Here is a 16,849-nt window from a genome sequence, read left to right as displayed (position 1 = left end):
AAGCGCCTATAAAAAAGCCCGGCTCGCGCAATGCGAGCCGGGCTTTTGATCTTCTGCGCGACTCAACGCGTCGTTACGGATGGAACCGGATTACGCCATCCTCACCCACCACCCGCTTCAATTCCCCCTGCAGCCACAGCAGATGCAAATGGGCGAGCGCCTCGCCCATCGCGAAGGTCATCTGGTGAATATCGAGCGCCCGCTTGAACATGATCGGCACGATATCCGCCGCGCTACACGGCTTCTGCGCGCAAACCTCGCGCACTTCGGCGAGCCGCGCTGCGTGGTGATCGCGCAATTGCCCGATGCGTGTCTGCAGCCCGCGAAACGGCTTGCCATGTGAAGGCAGCACGAGCGTATCCGCGGCCATCGTTTCGTATCGACCAAGCGAACCCAGATACAGCGCCAGCGGATTGCCTTCCGGCTCGATGTCGAACACCGATACGTTCGTCGAAATACGCGGCAGCACCATATCGCCGGAAATCAGCACGCCGTCGGCTTCCGCATGCAGCGCGCAGTGCTCCGGCGAGTGGCCGAAGCCCGTCACCACGCGCCACGTGCGTCCGCCAATCGACAGCCCGTCACCCTCGCGCATCCGCCGATATTGGCCCGGCACCGCCGGCACCAGATTCGCGTAATAGCTCTTGCGATTGCGCAGCTTGTCGAGCGACGCCTCGTCGCTCAGCCCATGCCGCGCAAAGTGCCGTGCCGCGCCCTCGCCGCCCGCATTCGAGCCGTCGCCTGCCGCCATCACGCGGCCGAGCATGTATTCGCCCAGGGTGATCCACAAACGCACGTTCCAGCGCTTCTTGTCGCCGCCTTCGCACAGCCAGTTCGCCAGACCAAGGTGATCGGGATGGCAATGCGTGACGATCACGCGCAGCACGGGCAAACCTTCCAGCACCGTGTCGAACAGCTTTTCCCAGTTCGCCTTGATCTCGTCCGACGCGATCCCGCAATCGACGATCGTCCAGCCCTTCTGCCCGTCGATCTCATCGCGCAGCAGCCACAGGTTGATGTGATCGAGCGCGAACGGCAGCGGCATGCGCAGCCAGTAGACGCCGGGCGCGACTTCCTGCGTCGTGCCGGCCGCGGGCAACTGGTCGGCGAATGGGTAGTCGAGTTGGTGTTCGAGAGCATTCATCGTGGGGATTTCCTCGTCGGCGGCACGGTCGACGCGATGCCGGGCGGCATGGCGCGTCCGTGCAGCGTGGTTGCACTTTGTTCAGGTTGACGATAACGTAAACGTCGATTCTAGCGTCCAATCCGTTTTTGTGCCCGGTCGCCAGCAAGCACCGACGAGCGCCCGACGAAGATCCAGTGATGAACACCCAATACACGATTACCGACCTGGCCCGCGAATTCGACGTGACACCGCGCGCGATCCGCTTCTACGAGGACCAGGGTTTACTCTCGCCGAGCCGCGAAGGCTCGAACGGATTGCGCCGCGTGTACTCCGGCCAGGACCGCACGCGGTTGCGGCTGACCTTGCGCGGCAAGCGTCTCGGGTTCACGTTATCGGAAATCCGCGATCTGCTCGATCTGTACGATTCGCCGACGGATACCTTGCCGCAGTTGCAGGCGTTTCTCGCGACGGTCGTCCGGCACCGCGAAGTGCTGGAGCGTCAGCGCGAAGACCTGAACGCGACGCTCGAAGATCTCGCGCAATACGAAGCGCAGGCCCGCGCGCTGCTCGCAAGCAGCGGCACACGCGGCGACGGTTATAGCGACGCCGAAAAGCCCGCGCACGAAGACACGTTGAAAGAAAAATCCTGACAGGAAGATCAGGCGACTTACACGACAGTTGGCACGGCGTTGCATGAAGAAGCGCCGAACGCCCTGCAACACGCTGCAAAACGCAATGCGTCGGCATAGCGCTCACAAGGCGCGAAGCCGTCTCGCAAGCTCACCCGGACGATACAATCACGGTGTCTTCACGACATTGAGCGAACACTGAGCGAATGCACGGTCGACATGAATCACTTTCCCAAACTGCTGTCGTCACAGATCGGTTTCGACGTCGCGGAGACCCTGCTCGCGGGGTTCGACCGGCACTACCGGATCTTTCGCGAAGCGGCAATCCACGCGAAAGACCTGTTCGAAGCCGCCGACTGGCACGGCCTGCAAAAACTCGCGCGCGAACGCATCACGTCGTATGACGAGCGCGTGCGCGAGTGCATCGAAACGCTCGAAGACGAATACGATGCGGAGAGCATCGGCGACGACGTGTGGCAGCAGATCAAGCTGCACTACATCGGTCTTTTGACCACGCACCGCCAGCCCGAATGCGCGGAAACGTTCTTCAATTCGGTGTGCTGCCAGATCCTGCATCGCTCGTACTTCAACAACGATTTCATCTTCGTGCGGCCCGCGATCGCGACCGAGTACATCGAGAACGACGAACCCGCCGCGAAGCCGACGTATCGCGCGTATTACCCGGGCAAGGACGGACTCGCCGTCACGCTCGAGCGCATCGTCACGAACTTCCAGTTGAATCCGCCGTTCGAGAATCTGACGCGCGATGTCGAATGCGTGATTGAGGCGCTGCGCGACAATTACGGCACCTTCAACGAAGCGCCCAATTTCCAGATTCACGTGCTGTCGTCGCTGTTCTTTCGCAACAAGGCGGCGTACATCATTGGGCGCATCATCAACGGCGACGTGATGGTGCCGTTCGCGTTGCCGATCCATCACATGAAGCCTGGTGTGCTCGCAATCGATGCGTTGCTCTGCAAGCGCGATCAGTTGCTGATCATTTTCAGCTTCGCGCATACGTACTTTCTCGTCGATATGGAAGTGCCGTCCGCGTATGTCGAATTTCTCGGCTCGATTTTGCAGGGCAAGCCGAAAGCGGAAATCTATACGTCGGTGGGTTTGCAGAAGCAGGGCAAGAATCTTTTCTATCGCGATCTGCTGCGGCATCTGAAGCATTCGAGCGATCGCTTCATCATCGCGCCCGGCATCAAGGGCATGGTGATGATCGTGTTCACGTTGCCGTCGTTTCCGTACGTGTTCAAGCTGATCAAGGATTCATTCCCGCCGCCGAAAGAGACGACGCGCGAACAGGTGGTCGGCAAGTATCAGCTCGTGAAACGCCATGATCGTCTCGGACGCATGGCCGATACGCTCGAATATTCGAGCGTCGCGCTGCCGCTCGCGCGCCTCGATGACGCGCTCGTTCGTGAGCTCAAAAAGGATGCGCCCTCGATGCTCGAATTCGAAGGCGACAATCTCGTCATCAAGCATCTGTATATCGAGCGTCGCATGGTGCCGCTCAACATCTATCTGCAGAACGGCACGGATGCCGATGTCGAACACGGCATCCGCGAATACGGCAACGCAGTGAAAGAACTGATGCAGGCAAACATCTTTCCGGGCGACATGCTGTACAAGAACTTCGGCGTCACGCGGCACGGACGCGTCGTGTTTTACGACTACGACGAGATCGAATATCTCACTGATTGCAACGTGCGCGCGGTGCCGCCGCCGCGCAACGAAGAAGACGAGATGTCGGGCGAGCCGTGGTACACGGTCGGCCCGCACGACATTTTCCCGGAGACGTACAACACTTTTCTGCTTGGCGATCCGCGCGTGCGCGAGTCTTTCCTCAAGCATCACGCAGATTTCTTCGATCCCGCGCTGTGGCAAAAGCACAAGGATCACATCCTGCGCGGCGAACTGCCCGACTTCTATCCCTACGACGGCAACCTGCGCTTTTCCGTTCGCTACCCTGAACGGTTTGTATCGGACACACCGGCGGTGCGCGCGGCATGAATGCGCACACCATCCGCGATTGAACAACATCAAACAACCAGATTACGTCGGAACGAATCATGACTACGAACGCTGAACATCCTCTCGCCCATCTCTTCGCCAACAACGACGCGTGGGTTTCGCACAAGCTCGAAGACGATCCCGAGTTTTTCTCGCGGCTCGCGCATCAGCAGGCGCCTGAATATCTGTGGATCGGCTGCGCGGATTCGCGCGTGCCCGCCAACGAGATCATCGGCTTGCCGCCTGGCGAAGTGTTCGTTCACCGCAATATCGCGAACGTCGTCGTGCACTCGGATCTGAACTGTCTGTCCGTCGTGCAGTTCGCGGTCGATCTGCTGAAGATCAAGCACATCATGGTGGTTGGCCACTACGGCTGCTCGGGCGTCGGTGCGGCGCTGCACGGCCGCCGCGTCGGTCTTGCCGATAACTGGCTGCATCACGTGCAGGACGTGCGCTCGAAGCACGCCGCGCTGCTCGAAGAATGGCCGATGGGCGACGCGCGCCATCGCCGCCTTGTCGAACTGAACACGATCGAGCAGGTGGTCAACGTATGCCGCACGACGATCGTCAACGACGCGTGGGCGCGCGGTCAGGATCTCACCGTTCATGGCTGGGTGTACGGCGTGCATGACGGCCGCGTGCGCGATCTCGGCATGACGGTGAAAGATCCGGCGAAGCTCGAAGAGACGTACACGAACTGCGTCGCAGCGGTGTCCGCGAGCCGTGCGCATTCAACCGATCTCGACATGGTCGCCGCCGACGCTGCGAAGCTCGGCGATGTGGCCGCCGTCGTTCACGGTGTTATCAAGGAGCTAAAACATGAGTGAGACAAAGGATCCCATCGTTATCGTTTCTGTCGCGCGTACGCCGATGGCCGCGTTTCAGGGCGAGTTTGCATCGCTGACGGCGCCGCAACTCGGCGCGATCGCGATCAAGGCAGCGGTCGAACGTGCGGGGTTGAAGCCTGAACAGGTCGATGAAGCGGTGATGGGCTGCGTGCTGCCCGCAGGCCAGGGTCAGGCGCCTGCGCGTCAGGCTGCGCTCGGCGCGGGCCTGCCGCTGTCCGTCGGGTCGACTACCGTCAACAAGATGTGCGGCTCCGGCATGCGCGCGGCGATGTTCGCGCACGACATGCTGACAGCCGGCTCCGTCGACGTGATCGTCGCGGGCGGCATGGAAAGCATGACGAACGCGCCTTACCTGCTGCCGAAAGCGCGCGGCGGCATGCGCATGGGCCACGGCCAGGTGCTCGATCACATGTTCCTCGACGGCCTCGAAGACGCGTACGAAAAAGGCCGTCTGATGGGCACGTTCGCGGAAGAATGCGCGGGCTCGTTCGACTTCACGCGCGAATCGCAGGACAGATTCGCCATCGAATCGCTCACGCGCGCAAAGCGTGCGAACGAAGACGGTTCGTTTGCGTGGGAAATCGCGGCTGTCACGATCGAGGGCAAGAAAGGCGATGTGACCGTCGAGCGCGACGAGCAGCCGTTCAAGGCGAATCTCGACAAGATTCCGACGCTCAAGCCCGCGTTCAGCAAGACGGGAACAGTGACAGCCGCGAACTCGTCGTCGATCAGCGACGGTGCGGCCGCGCTCGTGATGATGCGCGAATCGACGGCGAAAAAGCTTGGCGTGACGCCGCTAGCGCGTGTGGTCGGCCATTCGACGTTTGCGCAGGAACCGGCGAAGTTCACCACGGCGCCCGTCGGCGCGATCCGCAAGCTGTTCGAGAAAAACGGCTGGAAAGCTGAAGACGTCGACCTCTACGAAATCAACGAGGCGTTCGCCGTCGTCACGATGGCGGCGATGAAAGAGCACAACCTGCCGCGCGACAAGGTCAACGTGAACGGCGGCGCGTGCGCGCTCGGCCACCCCATCGGCGCGTCAGGCGCGCGCATTCTGGTCACGCTGATCGGCGCGCTGAAGAAGCGTGGCCTCAAGCGCGGCGTTGCGAGCCTGTGCATCGGCGGCGGCGAAGCGACCGCAATGGGCGTCGAACTGATCTAAGGCAGCGTTTGTACGACGGCGCGCGGCACGCCGCGCGCGAAAGGACATCAGATGAAGACTGTGTTGATCGTAGGCGCGTCGCGCGGCATCGGGCGCGAGTTCGTGAAGCAGTATCGGCATGATGGCTGGCGCGTACTCGCCACCGCGCGCGATGAAGCCTCGCTCGGCGAACTCGTCGCGCTCGGCGCCGAAGCGTTTTCGCTCGATGTCGGCGCGCCCGAGGACAACGCCGCGCTCGGCTGGAAGCTGGACGGCGAGCGGCTCGATGCCGCCGTGATCGTGTCGGGCGTGTATGGGCCGCAGACGGAAGGCATCGAACCGATCACCGCCGAAGACTTCGACTTCGTGATGACGACCAACGTGCGCGGACCGATGCAATTGATCCCCGTTCTGCTGCCGCTCGTCGAAGACGCGCACGGCGTGCTCGCCGTGCTGTCGAGCCGCATGGGCAGCATCAGCGAGGCAACGGGCACGACGGGCTGGCTGTATCGCGCGAGCAAGGCGGCGCTGAACGATGTGCTGAAGGTGACGTCGCTGCAGACGCGCCGCGCGACCTGCGTGTCGCTGCATCCGGGCTGGGTACGCACGGACATGGGCGGTGCGTCGGCGGCCGTCGATCCCGCGCATAGCGTGCGCGGCATGCGCGAAGTGCTGGCGCAGGCGGCGAGCACGCCGCATCTTTTTCATGGTCGTTTTTTCCAGTACGACGGCACCGCGATCGACTGGTAACGCCAGCGACGAGACAAACAAAGAGGAGACACCCGCATGTTGCTCGATCAGGACCACCTGATGATCCGCGACGCGGTGCGCACTTTCGTGCGCGAAGCCGTGGCGCCGAATGCCGCGCAATGGGACCGCGAACGCACTTTTCCCGCCGACGTGCATCGGCAGTTGGCTGAACTTGGCGCGTATGGCGTGCTCGTGCCGGAGGAATACGGCGGCGCCGGGCTCGATGCACTAGCGCTCGCGGTGATTCTCGAAGAAATTGCGGCGGGCGATGGCGGGACGTCGACGGCGATCTCGGTCAACAACTGTCCTGTCTGCAGCATTCTTCTGACCTATGGCAACGAACAGCAAAAGCGCGACTGGCTTACGCCGCTCGCACGCGGCGAGATGCTCGGCGCGTTTTGTCTGACGGAACCACAGGCGGGATCGGATGCATCGGCGTTGCGCACCACGGCCACGCGCGACGGCGATTCCTACGTGCTCAACGGCGTCAAGCAGTTCATCACGAGCGGCAAGAACGGCAAAGTCGCGATCGTGATGGCCGTCACCGACAAAAGCGCCGGCAAGCGTGGCATCAGCGCGTTCATAGTGCCGACGGATGCGCCCGGCTACGTCGTCGCGCGATTAGAAGAAAAGCTCGGCCAGCATTCGTCCGATACCGCGCAGATCGTCTTCGACAACTGCCGCGTGCCGGCCGCGAACCTGATCGGCGCGGAAGGCGAAGGCTACCGGATCGCGTTGTCGGGGCTCGAAGGCGGGCGTATCGGCATTGCCGCGCAGAGCGTCGGCATGGCGCGCGCGGCGCTCGAGGCCGCCCTCGCTTACGCGAAGGAGCGCGAAAGTTTCGGACAGCCGCTGTTCGCACACCAGGCCGTGCAATTCCGCCTCGCCGATATGGCGACGCAACTCGAAGCGGCGCGCCAGTTGATCTGGCACGCGGCGGCGCTGAAAGACGCAGGCCAGCCTTGTCTGACGGAAGCGGCAATGGCGAAGCTGTTCGCCTCCGAAGCGGCGGAACGCATCTGCTCAGCCGCGCTGCAGATTCACGGCGGCTACGGTTACCTGAGCGACTTTCCCGTCGAACGCATATATCGCGATGTGCGCGTCTGCCAGATCTACGAAGGCACCAGCGATATCCAGAAAATTCTGATCGCGCGCGGACTGAGCTAAACCTTTCTCCAATCTTTCATGACTGCATCATCAGCCCATCAGCGTCCTGTCGAATGTCCTTGCGGCGGCGCCGCGCCCAATCGGCGAGATTCCGACAAAGCACCGCGTTTCGCCGATTGCTGCGGCCGCTTCATCGACGGCGCCGCGGCCGCGCCGACCGCGCTGGAACTGATGCGCTCGCGCTATACCGCCTACGTGCTCGGTGAATCCCAGTATTTGCGCGACACGTGGGCGCCGCAAACCTGCCCCGCCGATCTCGACGTCGACACGAGCGCGCCCGACGCGCCCCGCTGGCTAGGTCTGCAAATCAAACGCTTCTCGCCGATCGATGATACGCACGCCGAAGTGGAATTCGTCGCGCGCTACAAAGTGGGCGGACGTGCACATCGGCTGCATGAATCCAGTCGCTTTATCAGAGGGGAAGATGGCCGCTGGCGTTATGTCGACGGCGATGTAAGCGATCGCTGACGCTAGCGTTTCCATTGCATCGCAACAACGTACTAAATGCCCACTTACATTCACCAAAAAAGGGCCGTTTCTGTAAGAAAATCAACGTGTTGGATCGACGCCACGTCCCTCAATTACCCATTCTTTCCGAATTGCCACGCAAAGCCCCACCAAACGGCATCGTGCACATCTGACAAACGGCAATTGGTGCCGCAAGGGGTTTGTACTGAATTGCACAAATATAAATTGTCGTGCCAGTATGAGCCTCACAGATGTTGCAGTGCTCCGTAGCGAGGTGGCGGTCCACCGCTCCCGCAGGATGTCCAGACGCACCGCCTGCTGACTCTTCAGCTGGCACGCGATCAGGGGCATCGCGAAGCACTCATTTCGACGCGTGGGGTCGCGTCGACCGGCTTCGGTTCATCCCAATGCGGTCTTGATCTGTCTGCGTGCGCGAACAGCGCAACGTATGCGATATTTTTGACCTTGTTTTGGCGTGTCACCGTACCGAAATCAGCCTTACGGGAAACCGTAAGGGCGCTTCAAGTGTTTTTGAGAGCAGGTGTGGCGGATGGTGTTCAGCAAAGTTCTGACGGTATGTGCGATGTCGGCGGCCTTCGTGGCCAGCGCTGTCACGGCTGCGCACGCGGATCCCCTCCCGGATGTCGAGGCCGGCCCGCTTGGCCGCGCTCAGGTGCAGCGCCTCGCGCTCGATGAAGATGGCTACCTGCCCGTCGTCAGGCTGAGCGAACAGATCATCCGCATTCCCGTCGACGCCGACGGCAAAGTCACCCTCGAAACCACCGTCTACAAGCCGGAAGGCCCGGGCCCGTTCCCGATGGTCGTCTTCAACCACGGCAAGATTCATGGCGATCCGCGCGTGCAGACGCGCAGCGACCCGGTGTCGCTGGCGCGCGAATTCGTGCGCCGCGGCTACGTCGTCGTCGCACCGAACCGCCAGGGCTTCGCCGACTCCGGCGGCACGTATGTGCAGGACGGCTGCGACGTCACGCGCAACGGCCTGAGCCAGGCTGCCGACGTCGCGACGACCGTCGACTACATGTCGAAGCAAAGCTACGTCGACGCGCAGCACATCGTCGTGGCGGGCACCTCGCATGGCGGCCTCGCGACGATCGCATACGGCACCAATCCCGCGCCCGGCGTGCGCGCACTGATCAACTTCTCCGGCGGTCTGCGCCAGGATGCCTGCACCGACTGGCAAGGCAATCTGACGCACGCTTTCGGCACGTATGGCGAAACCACGCACGTGCCGTCGCTGTGGCTGTACGGCGATAACGATTCGATCTGGCCGTCCACGCTGGTTTCGCAGATGTACACCGCGTACACCGCGAACGTGCAGGGCAAAGGCGCGAGCACGAAGATGGTCGATTTCGGCTCGTACAAGAACGACGCGCATCGTCTGGTCGGCGATCGCGACGGCGTGCGCGTCTGGTGGCCGTCGGTCGAGGCGTTCCTCGCGCGCGTCGGCATGCCGACGGGCGTTCAGTACCGCGTCGCCGAACCGACGCAGCCGAAGGCAACGCATTTCGCGTCGATCGATGCCGTCGACTCCGTGCCCTTCGTCGATGAAGCCGGCCGCGCCGGTTACCGCAACTTCCTGCACCAGTATCCCAGCCGCGCGTTCGCGGTGTCCGATTCGGGTGCGTGGTCGTGGGCGGAAGGCGGCGACGATCCGATGTCGGTGGCCGTCGCCAACTGCCAGAAACAGAGCGCCGACCCGTGCCATCTCTACGCGGTCAACGACAGCGTCGTCTGGAAAGACGGCGCGACCCAAACGGCTGAGTCCGATTCGACGTCGAAAGACAGCAAGCCCGCGCTGGCTAGCCGCTGATTCCTTCTCCGCCCGTCGCGCGCCGCGCCCGACGGGTAACACTTCCTGATCCGAGCCTTTTTTCGACGCCATGCCGCAACCGCGCATGGCGCGCTCGCATTTGCACGTCGAACTGGCGATCTTGCCTGGCGCAACGCTGAGGATCACGAACATGATCAGATGTTTAACGGAGTCGTTGGTGAGAGTCGAAGCGCGAAGCCGGCTTGCGCTGTCGCGCGATGATTCGCGGTTTGCCGGTTGCGTTCGGCAAACCGCGTGTCATAACCCGTAAACACCGACCACAGCCCCACTATTCCGCGACGCAGCGCGAAAAACACCCGCAGGCGGCCCAATTTTTTTCACAGGGGGTCCCTGACTTTGCCGTCGTTATCTACGGCGATCTGCGGCCTTTGAAAACGAACTGTCGCGAGCTGTCGCGAACCGCAGGTTTTCGCACGCAGACCCTTGAAAACACAGCGTTTTCAGATAGTGCATCGCAACGGAGTTCGCGCTAATCTCACCTCCGCTGTCGCAAAAAAGTGTGGTGGGAAGTCCCGCGAACCTTGCCGCGACAGCACATCCGACACCACGGAGGGCGCCCGCCACGACGCTTTCCTTCGCCGGATTTCAGGCGGACGTCAACCGTCCAGATTCGCCAGCAGCATTTGCATGACCGACACGCAAGGTGCGCCGCGCCCTACGCCGCGCCTTGCCCGGTTCATGTCCGGAGCAGTTTTGAATACACAGGCAACCGATGACTGGATCGCCCGCAGCCTGCGCGCTGTGTGGCATCCCTGTACGCAGATGAAGCATCACGAGCGCTTCCCGCTCGTGCCCGTCTCGCGCGGCGCTGGCGCGTGGCTCTACGATCGCGCTGGAAACCGCTATCTCGACGCGATCAGTTCGTGGTGGGTCAATCTGTTCGGCCACGCGAACCCGCGCATCAACGCGGCGCTGAAAGATCAGCTCGACACGCTCGAACACGCGATGCTCGCCGGCTGCACGCACGAGCCCGCGATCGAACTCGCCGAGCGTCTGGGCGCGCTCACGCAGAACACGCTGGGCCACGCGTTCTTCGCGTCCGACGGCGCGTCGGCTGTCGAGATCGCGCTGAAGATGAGCTTCCACTCGTGGCGCAATCGCGGCTACGACTTCAAGCGCGAGTTCGTCTGCGTCGCGAACAGCTACCACGGTGAAACGATCGGCGCGCTCGGTGTCACCGACGTCGCGCTGTTCAAGGACGCTTACGATCCGCTGATCCGCAACGCGCATGTAGTCGCATCGCCCGACGCGCGTTTCGCGCGCGAAGGCGAAACCGCTGCCGACGTCGCACAACGTGCGCTCGCCGATGTGCGCTCGCTGTTCGAAGCGCGCGCCGACAACATCGCTGCGTTGATCGTCGAGCCGCTCGTGCAATGCGCGGCAGGCATGGCGATGCACGATCCGTCGTATATCGCGGGCTTGCGCGCGCTGTGCGACCGCTACGGCGTCCATCTGATCGCCGACGAAATCGCGGTCGGCTGCGGCCGCACGGGCACGTTCTTCGCCTGCGAGCAGGCGGGCGTGTGGCCGGACTTTCTGTGTCTGTCGAAAGGCATCAGCGGCGGCTATCTGCCGCTCTCGATCGTGCTGTCGCGCGACGAAATCTATGCCGCTTTCTACGATGACGACACGACGCGCGGCTTCCTGCATTCGCACTCGTACACGGGCAATCCGCTCGCGTGCCGCGCTGCACTCGCGACGCTCGATCTGTTCGCCAGCGACAACGTGCTCGCCGCGAACGAAAAGAAATCGGCGGCGTTGCGCGCGGCGCTCGAACCGCTCGCGCAGCACGAGCAGGTGCGCAATCTGCGCCAGCGCGGCACGATCGTCGCGTTCGATGCCGTGATCGACGGCGCCGACGCGGCGAAGACCTTCTCGCGCCGCTTCTTCGAAAACGCTCTGAAGAATGAACTCCTGCTGCGTCCGATCGGCACGACGGTGTACCTGATGCCGCCATACATTCTCGATGACGAAGAAATCGCGCTGCTCGCCGGGCGCACGCGCGCCACGTTCGATGCGACGTTGACGGAGACGCGCTGATGCAGTTGCTTGAAACGCTTGAACAAGGGCTGAAAGACATCGACGCGCGCGGCCTGCGCCGCCGTCGCCGCACCGTCGATTCGCCGTGCTCCGCGCATATGACCGTCGACGGCCGCAACATCATCGGCTTTGCGAGCAACGACTATCTCGGTCTTGCTGCGCATCCGCTGCTCGTCGCGGCGATTGCTGAAGGCGCGCGCCGCTATGGCGCGGGCAGCGGCGGCTCGCATCTGCTCGGCGGCCACTCGCGCTCGCATGCGCAACTCGAAGACGACCTCGCCGGATTCGTGGGCGGTTTCGTCGACAATCCGCGCGCGCTGTATTTCAGCACCGGCTATATGGCGAATCTCGCGACGCTCACCGCGCTCGCGGGCCGCGGCACGACGCTGTTCTCGGACTCGCTGAATCACGCATCGCTGATCGACGGCGCGCGGCTCTCGCGTGCCGATATCCAGATCTATCCGCACGCGGACGCTGAGGCATTGAGCGCGATGCTCGAAGCATCGGACGCAGCCGTGAAGCTGATCGTCACCGACACCGTCTTCAGCATGGACGGCGATATCGCGCCGCTCGCGCGTCTAGTCGAACTCGCGGAACGACATGGCGCGTGGCTCGTCGTCGACGATGCACATGGTTTCGGCGTGCTCGGCCCGCAAGGACGCGGCGCGATTGCCGGGGCCGCGTTGCGCTCGCCGCATCTGATTTCGATTGGCACGCTCGGCAAGGCTGCGGGTGTGTCGGGCGCATTCGTCGTCGCACATGAGACGGTGATCGAATGGCTCGTGCAGCGCGCGCGTCCGTATATCTTCACGACGGCGTCGGTGCCTTCGGCTGCGCATGCGGTGTCGGCAAGCTTGCGGATCATCGGCGGGGAAGAAGGCGAGCATCGGCGCACGCATCTGCGCTCGCTGATCGAGCGCACGCGCGAGATGATGAAACGCACACCGTGGCTGCCCGTCGATTCGCATACGGCCGTGCAACCGCTGATCATCGGCGCAAACGACGCGACGCTCGATATCGCCGCGGCCCTCGATCGCGCGAATCTGTGGGTGCCCGCGATCCGACCGCCGACGGTGCCCGAAGGCACGTCGCGTCTGCGCATTTCGCTGTCGGCCGCGCATTCGCACAGTGATCTCGATCAGCTCGAAACCGCGCTGATGAACGTCGCGAAGGAACTGGCATGAGCAACGCACTGTCTCTCTTCGTGACGGGCACCGACACGGAAATCGGCAAGACGCTGGTATCGGCTGCTCTGCTGCGCGGCTTTGCACGCGAAGGTTTGCGCGCGACGGCGATGAAGCCGATCGCGGCGGGTGCGGCACTCGTAGACGGCGTGCTTCACAACGAAGACGCCGATCAGCTCGACGCCGCCGCCAGCGTGCTGCTGCCGCCTGACATCCGCACGCCGTTCATGCTCAAGGAACCGGCCGCGCCGCATATCGCCGCTGCGCTCGAAAACGTGACGCTCGACATGACGCGTATCGTCGACGCGCACAAGACAGCGCTGACGATGGCCGATGTCGTCGTCGTGGAAGGCGTTGGCGGCTTTCGCGTGCCGCTCACCGATACGCACGACACCGCCGATCTCGCGCTCGCGCTGAATCTGCCTGTCGTGCTCGTAGTCGGCATGCGGCTGGGCTGCATCAGCCATGCGCTGCTGACGGCGGAAGCGATCGCCGCGCGCGGCCTGCCTATCGTGGGTTGGGTCGCGAACCGCGTCGACCCCGACATGCTGTTCCCCGACGAAAACATCGCGGCGCTGCGCTCGCGGCTCGACCGGCAATACGGTGCGCCGCTGCTCGGCATCGTGCCGCACCTGAGCCCCGCGTCGGTGGACATTGCCGCGACGCATCTCGACACCACACGACTATTGCAGACGCTGCGCACCACGCAGCGCTGAGAATCTTCGACATTCAGAACATCAAGGATGGACCCCATGAGCCACATCACCACCGCATCACTGCCTCTCACGCCGTCGCAGGCAGCAGCAGCCGCAGCCGCCGATGCCACCGACGCGCGCTGGCGTGTCGCCGACGTCGTCGCGCTGTACGACCTGCCCTTCAACGACCTGCTGTTCCGCGCGCAACAGGTGCACCGCGAGCATTTCGATGCGAACACCGTGCAGCTGTCGACACTGCTGTCGATCAAGACAGGCGGCTGTGAAGAAGACTGCGCGTATTGTCCGCAGTCGGTGCATCACGACACAGGGCTAAAGGCTGAAAAGCTGATGGATGTCGAAGAAGTGCTCGCCGCCGCGGAAGTCGCCAGGCAAAACGGCGCGACGCGTTTCTGCATGGGCGCCGCGTGGCGTAATCCGAAGGATCGCCATCTCGAGCCCATCAAGGACATGATTCGCGGCGTGAAGGCGATGGGCCTCGAAACCTGCGTGACGCTGGGCATGCTGGAGACGCACCAGGCGCAAAGTCTGCGCGATGCGGGGCTCGACTATTACAACCATAACCTCGACACGTCGCCCGAGTTCTACGGCCAGATCATCTCGACGCGCACGTATCAGGACCGGCTCGAAACGCTCGAGCGCGTGCGCGATGCGGGCATCAACGTGTGCTGCGGCGGGATCGTCGGCATGGGTGAGTCGCGCCGTGAGCGCGCTGGGCTGATCGCGCAACTCGCGAATATGGAGCCTTATCCGGAATCGGTGCCCATTAACAATCTCGTTCAGGTTGAAGGCACGCCGCTGACGGGTACCGAAGCGCTCGATCCGTTCGAGTTCGTGCGTACCATTGCTGTTGCGCGTATCACGATGCCGCGCGCGATGGTGCGCTTGTCCGCTGGCCGCGAGCAGATGGATGAGGCTCTGCAGGCGATGTGCTTCCTCGCTGGCGCGAATTCGATTTTTTATGGTGATCAGTTGCTGACTACCAGTAATCCGCAGGCTGAAGCTGATCGTAAGTTGCTTCAGCGGCTCGGGATTCGTGCCGAAGCTGCGCAGCAGATGCCGGTTGAACAAAGTGGCTGCGGGCATGCAGACTAAATTGGTTCTGGGTTCGCTGGCATCCGCGATGTGATGTGCCCGCTTCACGCGTCGCCCCTGTGCGGGGCGGCACTTACTTTCTTTGCCGCCGCAAAGAAAGTAAGCAAAGAAAGCGGGCTAAAACCGCCCGTTCTTGACCACTGCCTGAGGGCCCTCAACGGGTCCTCCGCTTCAAACGGCGTTCTGCCATTCAATGCCCGTTGCCAACGCTTCGGCTAAGCGCCTCACCCACTTCACTCACCCGTAGCGCAGCGCATGGCAGCGAATGGTCACGGCCGCCCAGGTGGCAAACTGTGTGTAGGGCGTAGTGCTTCACACCTCAGCGCTCCTACGACACCGGCCTTGCTTTTCAGTCTGGAGTAAAGTGCGTACGCCGCGACAGCCTACACACAGTTTGCCGCTATAGAACGTGGGCAGTTTGATCGCACGTGTGGCGTCGCGGGAGCATGAAGCGGGTGAGGCGCTCAATAAGAGTGTTGGCAGCGGGCATCGAGAAGGGAGATGCCGCGGACAGGACGGGGCTGTTGAGGGCCCGTGGGCAAAGGTCAAGAACGGGCGGTGTTCAGCGGCTTTCTTTTACCTACTTTTCTTTGCCGCGGCAAAGAAAAGTAGGTGCCGCCCCGCACAGGGGCAACGCGTGAAGCAGGCAAGACAAATCGCGGATGCCAGCAAAGCCCCAAAACCAACCCTCCGCCGCGCAGCGTCTACTTCCGATCCACAATAATCTGATCGAACGTCCCGCCATCGGCGAAATGCGTCTGCTGCGCCTTCTGCCAGCTACCAAACACCTGTTCGACGGTAAAAGTCTTGAGCGGCTTGAACTCGCTCGCATGCTTGGCGAGCACGGTGGAATCACGCGGCCGCAGATGATGCTGCGCGATGATCTCCTGCGCCGCAGGCGAGTAAAGATAGTCCAGATACGCCTGCGCCTCCTTACGCGTCCCACGCTTGTCGACCACCTTGTCGACGATCGTCACGGGAGGCTCGGCCAGAATGCTCATCGACGGATAGACCGCCTCGAAGCTGCCTGCGCCCACGCCTGTATCGATCAGCGAGACTTCGTTTTCGAACGTCACCAGCACATCACCGATACCACGCTGCGTGAAGGTCGTCGTCGCGCCGCGGCCGCCCGTATCGAGCACGGGAACGTTACGGAAGATCGCCTTTTCGAAGTCGAGCGCCTGCGCATCCGTTGCGCCGTTCTGCTTCTTGTAGCCCCAAGCCGCGAGATAGGTATAGCGGCCATTGCCCGCCGTCTTCGGATTCGGAATCACCACCTGCACACCCGGCTTCGCCAGATCGTCCCAGTCCTTGATGTGCTTCGGATTACCCTTGCGAACGAGGAACACCATCGTCGTCGTGTACGGCGCGCTGTTGTTCGGCAAACGCGCGCGCCAATTCGCCGGCACCAGCTGGCCGCGCTCGGCGAGCAGGTCGATGTCGTTCGGCTGGTTCATCGTCACGACGTCGGCCTGCAGCCCCTGCAGCACCGATAGCGCCTGCGCGCTCGAAGCGCCGTGCGACTGCTTGAGCTGCACCGTCTCGCCGGTCTTCTGCTTGTATGCAGCGATGAAGCCCGGGTTGATGTCCTTGTACAGCTCGCGTGTCACGTCATACGACACGTTGAGCAGCGATGCGTCCGCGTGCGCGCTCTGCGCTGCGCCGAGTGAAAACGCCAATGCCATGAAGCCGGCCGCGAGCCTGCGCGTTTGATCCCCTCTGCCTGCCATCTTTTCCCCGCTTGTGAATGATGAAGCACGTCGCCGCAACGCTGCGGCAGGAGCAGCGATTCTAGCGGATCGATTCACGCGATTCCT

Annotated in this window: 14 protein-coding genes; 12 read left to right on the top strand and 2 right to left on the bottom strand. The window is 62.7% G+C overall.

The genetic code is table 11. The features are described 5' to 3' along the window. Nucleotides 1–73: 73 nt before the first annotated feature. Nucleotides 74–1,144, bottom strand: coding sequence for an MBL fold metallo-hydrolase (locus G3O01_RS04560; RefSeq protein WP_205803328.1), 1,071 nt, complete (start codon nt 1,142–1,144; stop codon nt 74–76). 179 nt (nt 1,145–1,323) lie between these two features. Here G3O01_RS04560 and G3O01_RS04555 point away from each other — a divergent pair, with 179 nt between their 5' ends. The 12 genes from G3O01_RS04555 to bioB all read left to right on the top strand — a co-directional run bounded on the left by G3O01_RS04555 (nt 1,324) and on the right by bioB (nt 15,032). After that, nucleotides 1,324–1,776: a MerR family DNA-binding transcriptional regulator gene (locus tag G3O01_RS04555; protein WP_205803325.1), complete on the top strand. Its 453-nt coding sequence runs from the start codon at nt 1,324–1,326 to the stop codon at nt 1,774–1,776. Between the two features lie 198 nt (nt 1,777–1,974). After that, the gene (gene aceK / locus G3O01_RS04550; protein WP_205803324.1) at nt 1,975–3,774 is read left to right on the top strand and encodes a bifunctional isocitrate dehydrogenase kinase/phosphatase; all 1,800 of its coding nucleotides are present in this window, start codon (nt 1,975–1,977) and stop codon (nt 3,772–3,774) included. Between the two features lie 59 nt (nt 3,775–3,833). Continuing rightward, nucleotides 3,834–4,601: a carbonate dehydratase gene (can, locus tag G3O01_RS04545; protein WP_205803323.1), complete on the top strand. Its 768-nt coding sequence runs from the start codon at nt 3,834–3,836 to the stop codon at nt 4,599–4,601. Next, complete coding sequence (locus tag G3O01_RS04540) at nt 4,594–5,784, top strand: acetyl-CoA C-acetyltransferase (protein WP_205803322.1); 1,191 nt, start codon at nt 4,594–4,596, stop codon at nt 5,782–5,784. Before can ends, G3O01_RS04540 begins: the two co-directional genes overlap by 8 nt. Before the next feature lie 51 nt (nt 5,785–5,835). Beyond that, nucleotides 5,836–6,513: an SDR family oxidoreductase gene (locus G3O01_RS04535; RefSeq protein ID WP_205803321.1), complete on the top strand. Its 678-nt coding sequence runs from the start codon at nt 5,836–5,838 to the stop codon at nt 6,511–6,513. A 36-nt stretch (nt 6,514–6,549) separates the two neighbouring features. Beyond that, complete coding sequence (locus G3O01_RS04530; RefSeq protein ID WP_205803320.1) at nt 6,550–7,680, top strand: acyl-CoA dehydrogenase family protein; 1,131 nt, start codon at nt 6,550–6,552, stop codon at nt 7,678–7,680. Between the two features lie 18 nt (nt 7,681–7,698). Beyond that, a complete protein-coding gene (locus tag G3O01_RS04525) occupies nt 7,699–8,148 on the top strand; it encodes a YchJ family protein (RefSeq protein WP_205803319.1) in 450 nt (149 codons plus the stop codon). A gap of 550 nt (nt 8,149–8,698) precedes the next feature. Continuing rightward, nucleotides 8,699–9,979, top strand: coding sequence for a CocE/NonD family hydrolase (locus G3O01_RS04520; RefSeq protein WP_205803318.1), 1,281 nt, complete (start codon nt 8,699–8,701; stop codon nt 9,977–9,979). A 714-nt stretch (nt 9,980–10,693) separates the two neighbouring features. Beyond that, nucleotides 10,694–12,040, top strand: a complete 1,347-nt coding sequence (gene bioA / locus G3O01_RS04515) for an adenosylmethionine--8-amino-7-oxononanoate transaminase (protein ID WP_241023652.1) — start codon at nt 10,694–10,696, stop codon at nt 12,038–12,040. After that, on the top strand, nt 12,040–13,224 hold the full coding sequence (gene bioF / locus G3O01_RS04510) for an 8-amino-7-oxononanoate synthase (protein ID WP_205803317.1): 1,185 nt from the start codon (nt 12,040–12,042) through the stop codon (nt 13,222–13,224). The genes bioA and bioF overlap by 1 nt, the downstream gene beginning before the upstream one ends. Then, nucleotides 13,221–13,940, top strand: coding sequence for a dethiobiotin synthase (gene bioD / locus G3O01_RS04505; protein ID WP_205803316.1), 720 nt, complete (start codon nt 13,221–13,223; stop codon nt 13,938–13,940). The genes bioF and bioD overlap by 4 nt, the downstream gene beginning before the upstream one ends. A 36-nt stretch (nt 13,941–13,976) precedes the next feature. Further along, nucleotides 13,977–15,032 (top strand): biotin synthase BioB, encoded by a 1,056-nt coding sequence (bioB, locus tag G3O01_RS04500; protein ID WP_205803315.1) that lies wholly within the window; start codon nt 13,977–13,979, stop codon nt 15,030–15,032. Nucleotides 15,033–15,736: 704 nt separating this feature from the next. Here the strand turns inward: bioB and G3O01_RS04495 are convergent. Next, a complete protein-coding gene (locus tag G3O01_RS04495; protein ID WP_241023692.1) occupies nt 15,737–16,717 on the bottom strand; it encodes a sulfate ABC transporter substrate-binding protein in 981 nt (326 codons plus the stop codon). Nucleotides 16,718–16,849 lie beyond the last annotated feature (132 nt).

It is taken from the genome of Burkholderia sp. Ac-20365, assembly GCF_017104715.1.
In the GTDB taxonomy this organism is placed as follows: domain Bacteria; phylum Pseudomonadota; class Gammaproteobacteria; order Burkholderiales; family Burkholderiaceae; genus Paraburkholderia.
This window is presented reverse-complemented; position numbering and strand designations above follow the sequence as displayed.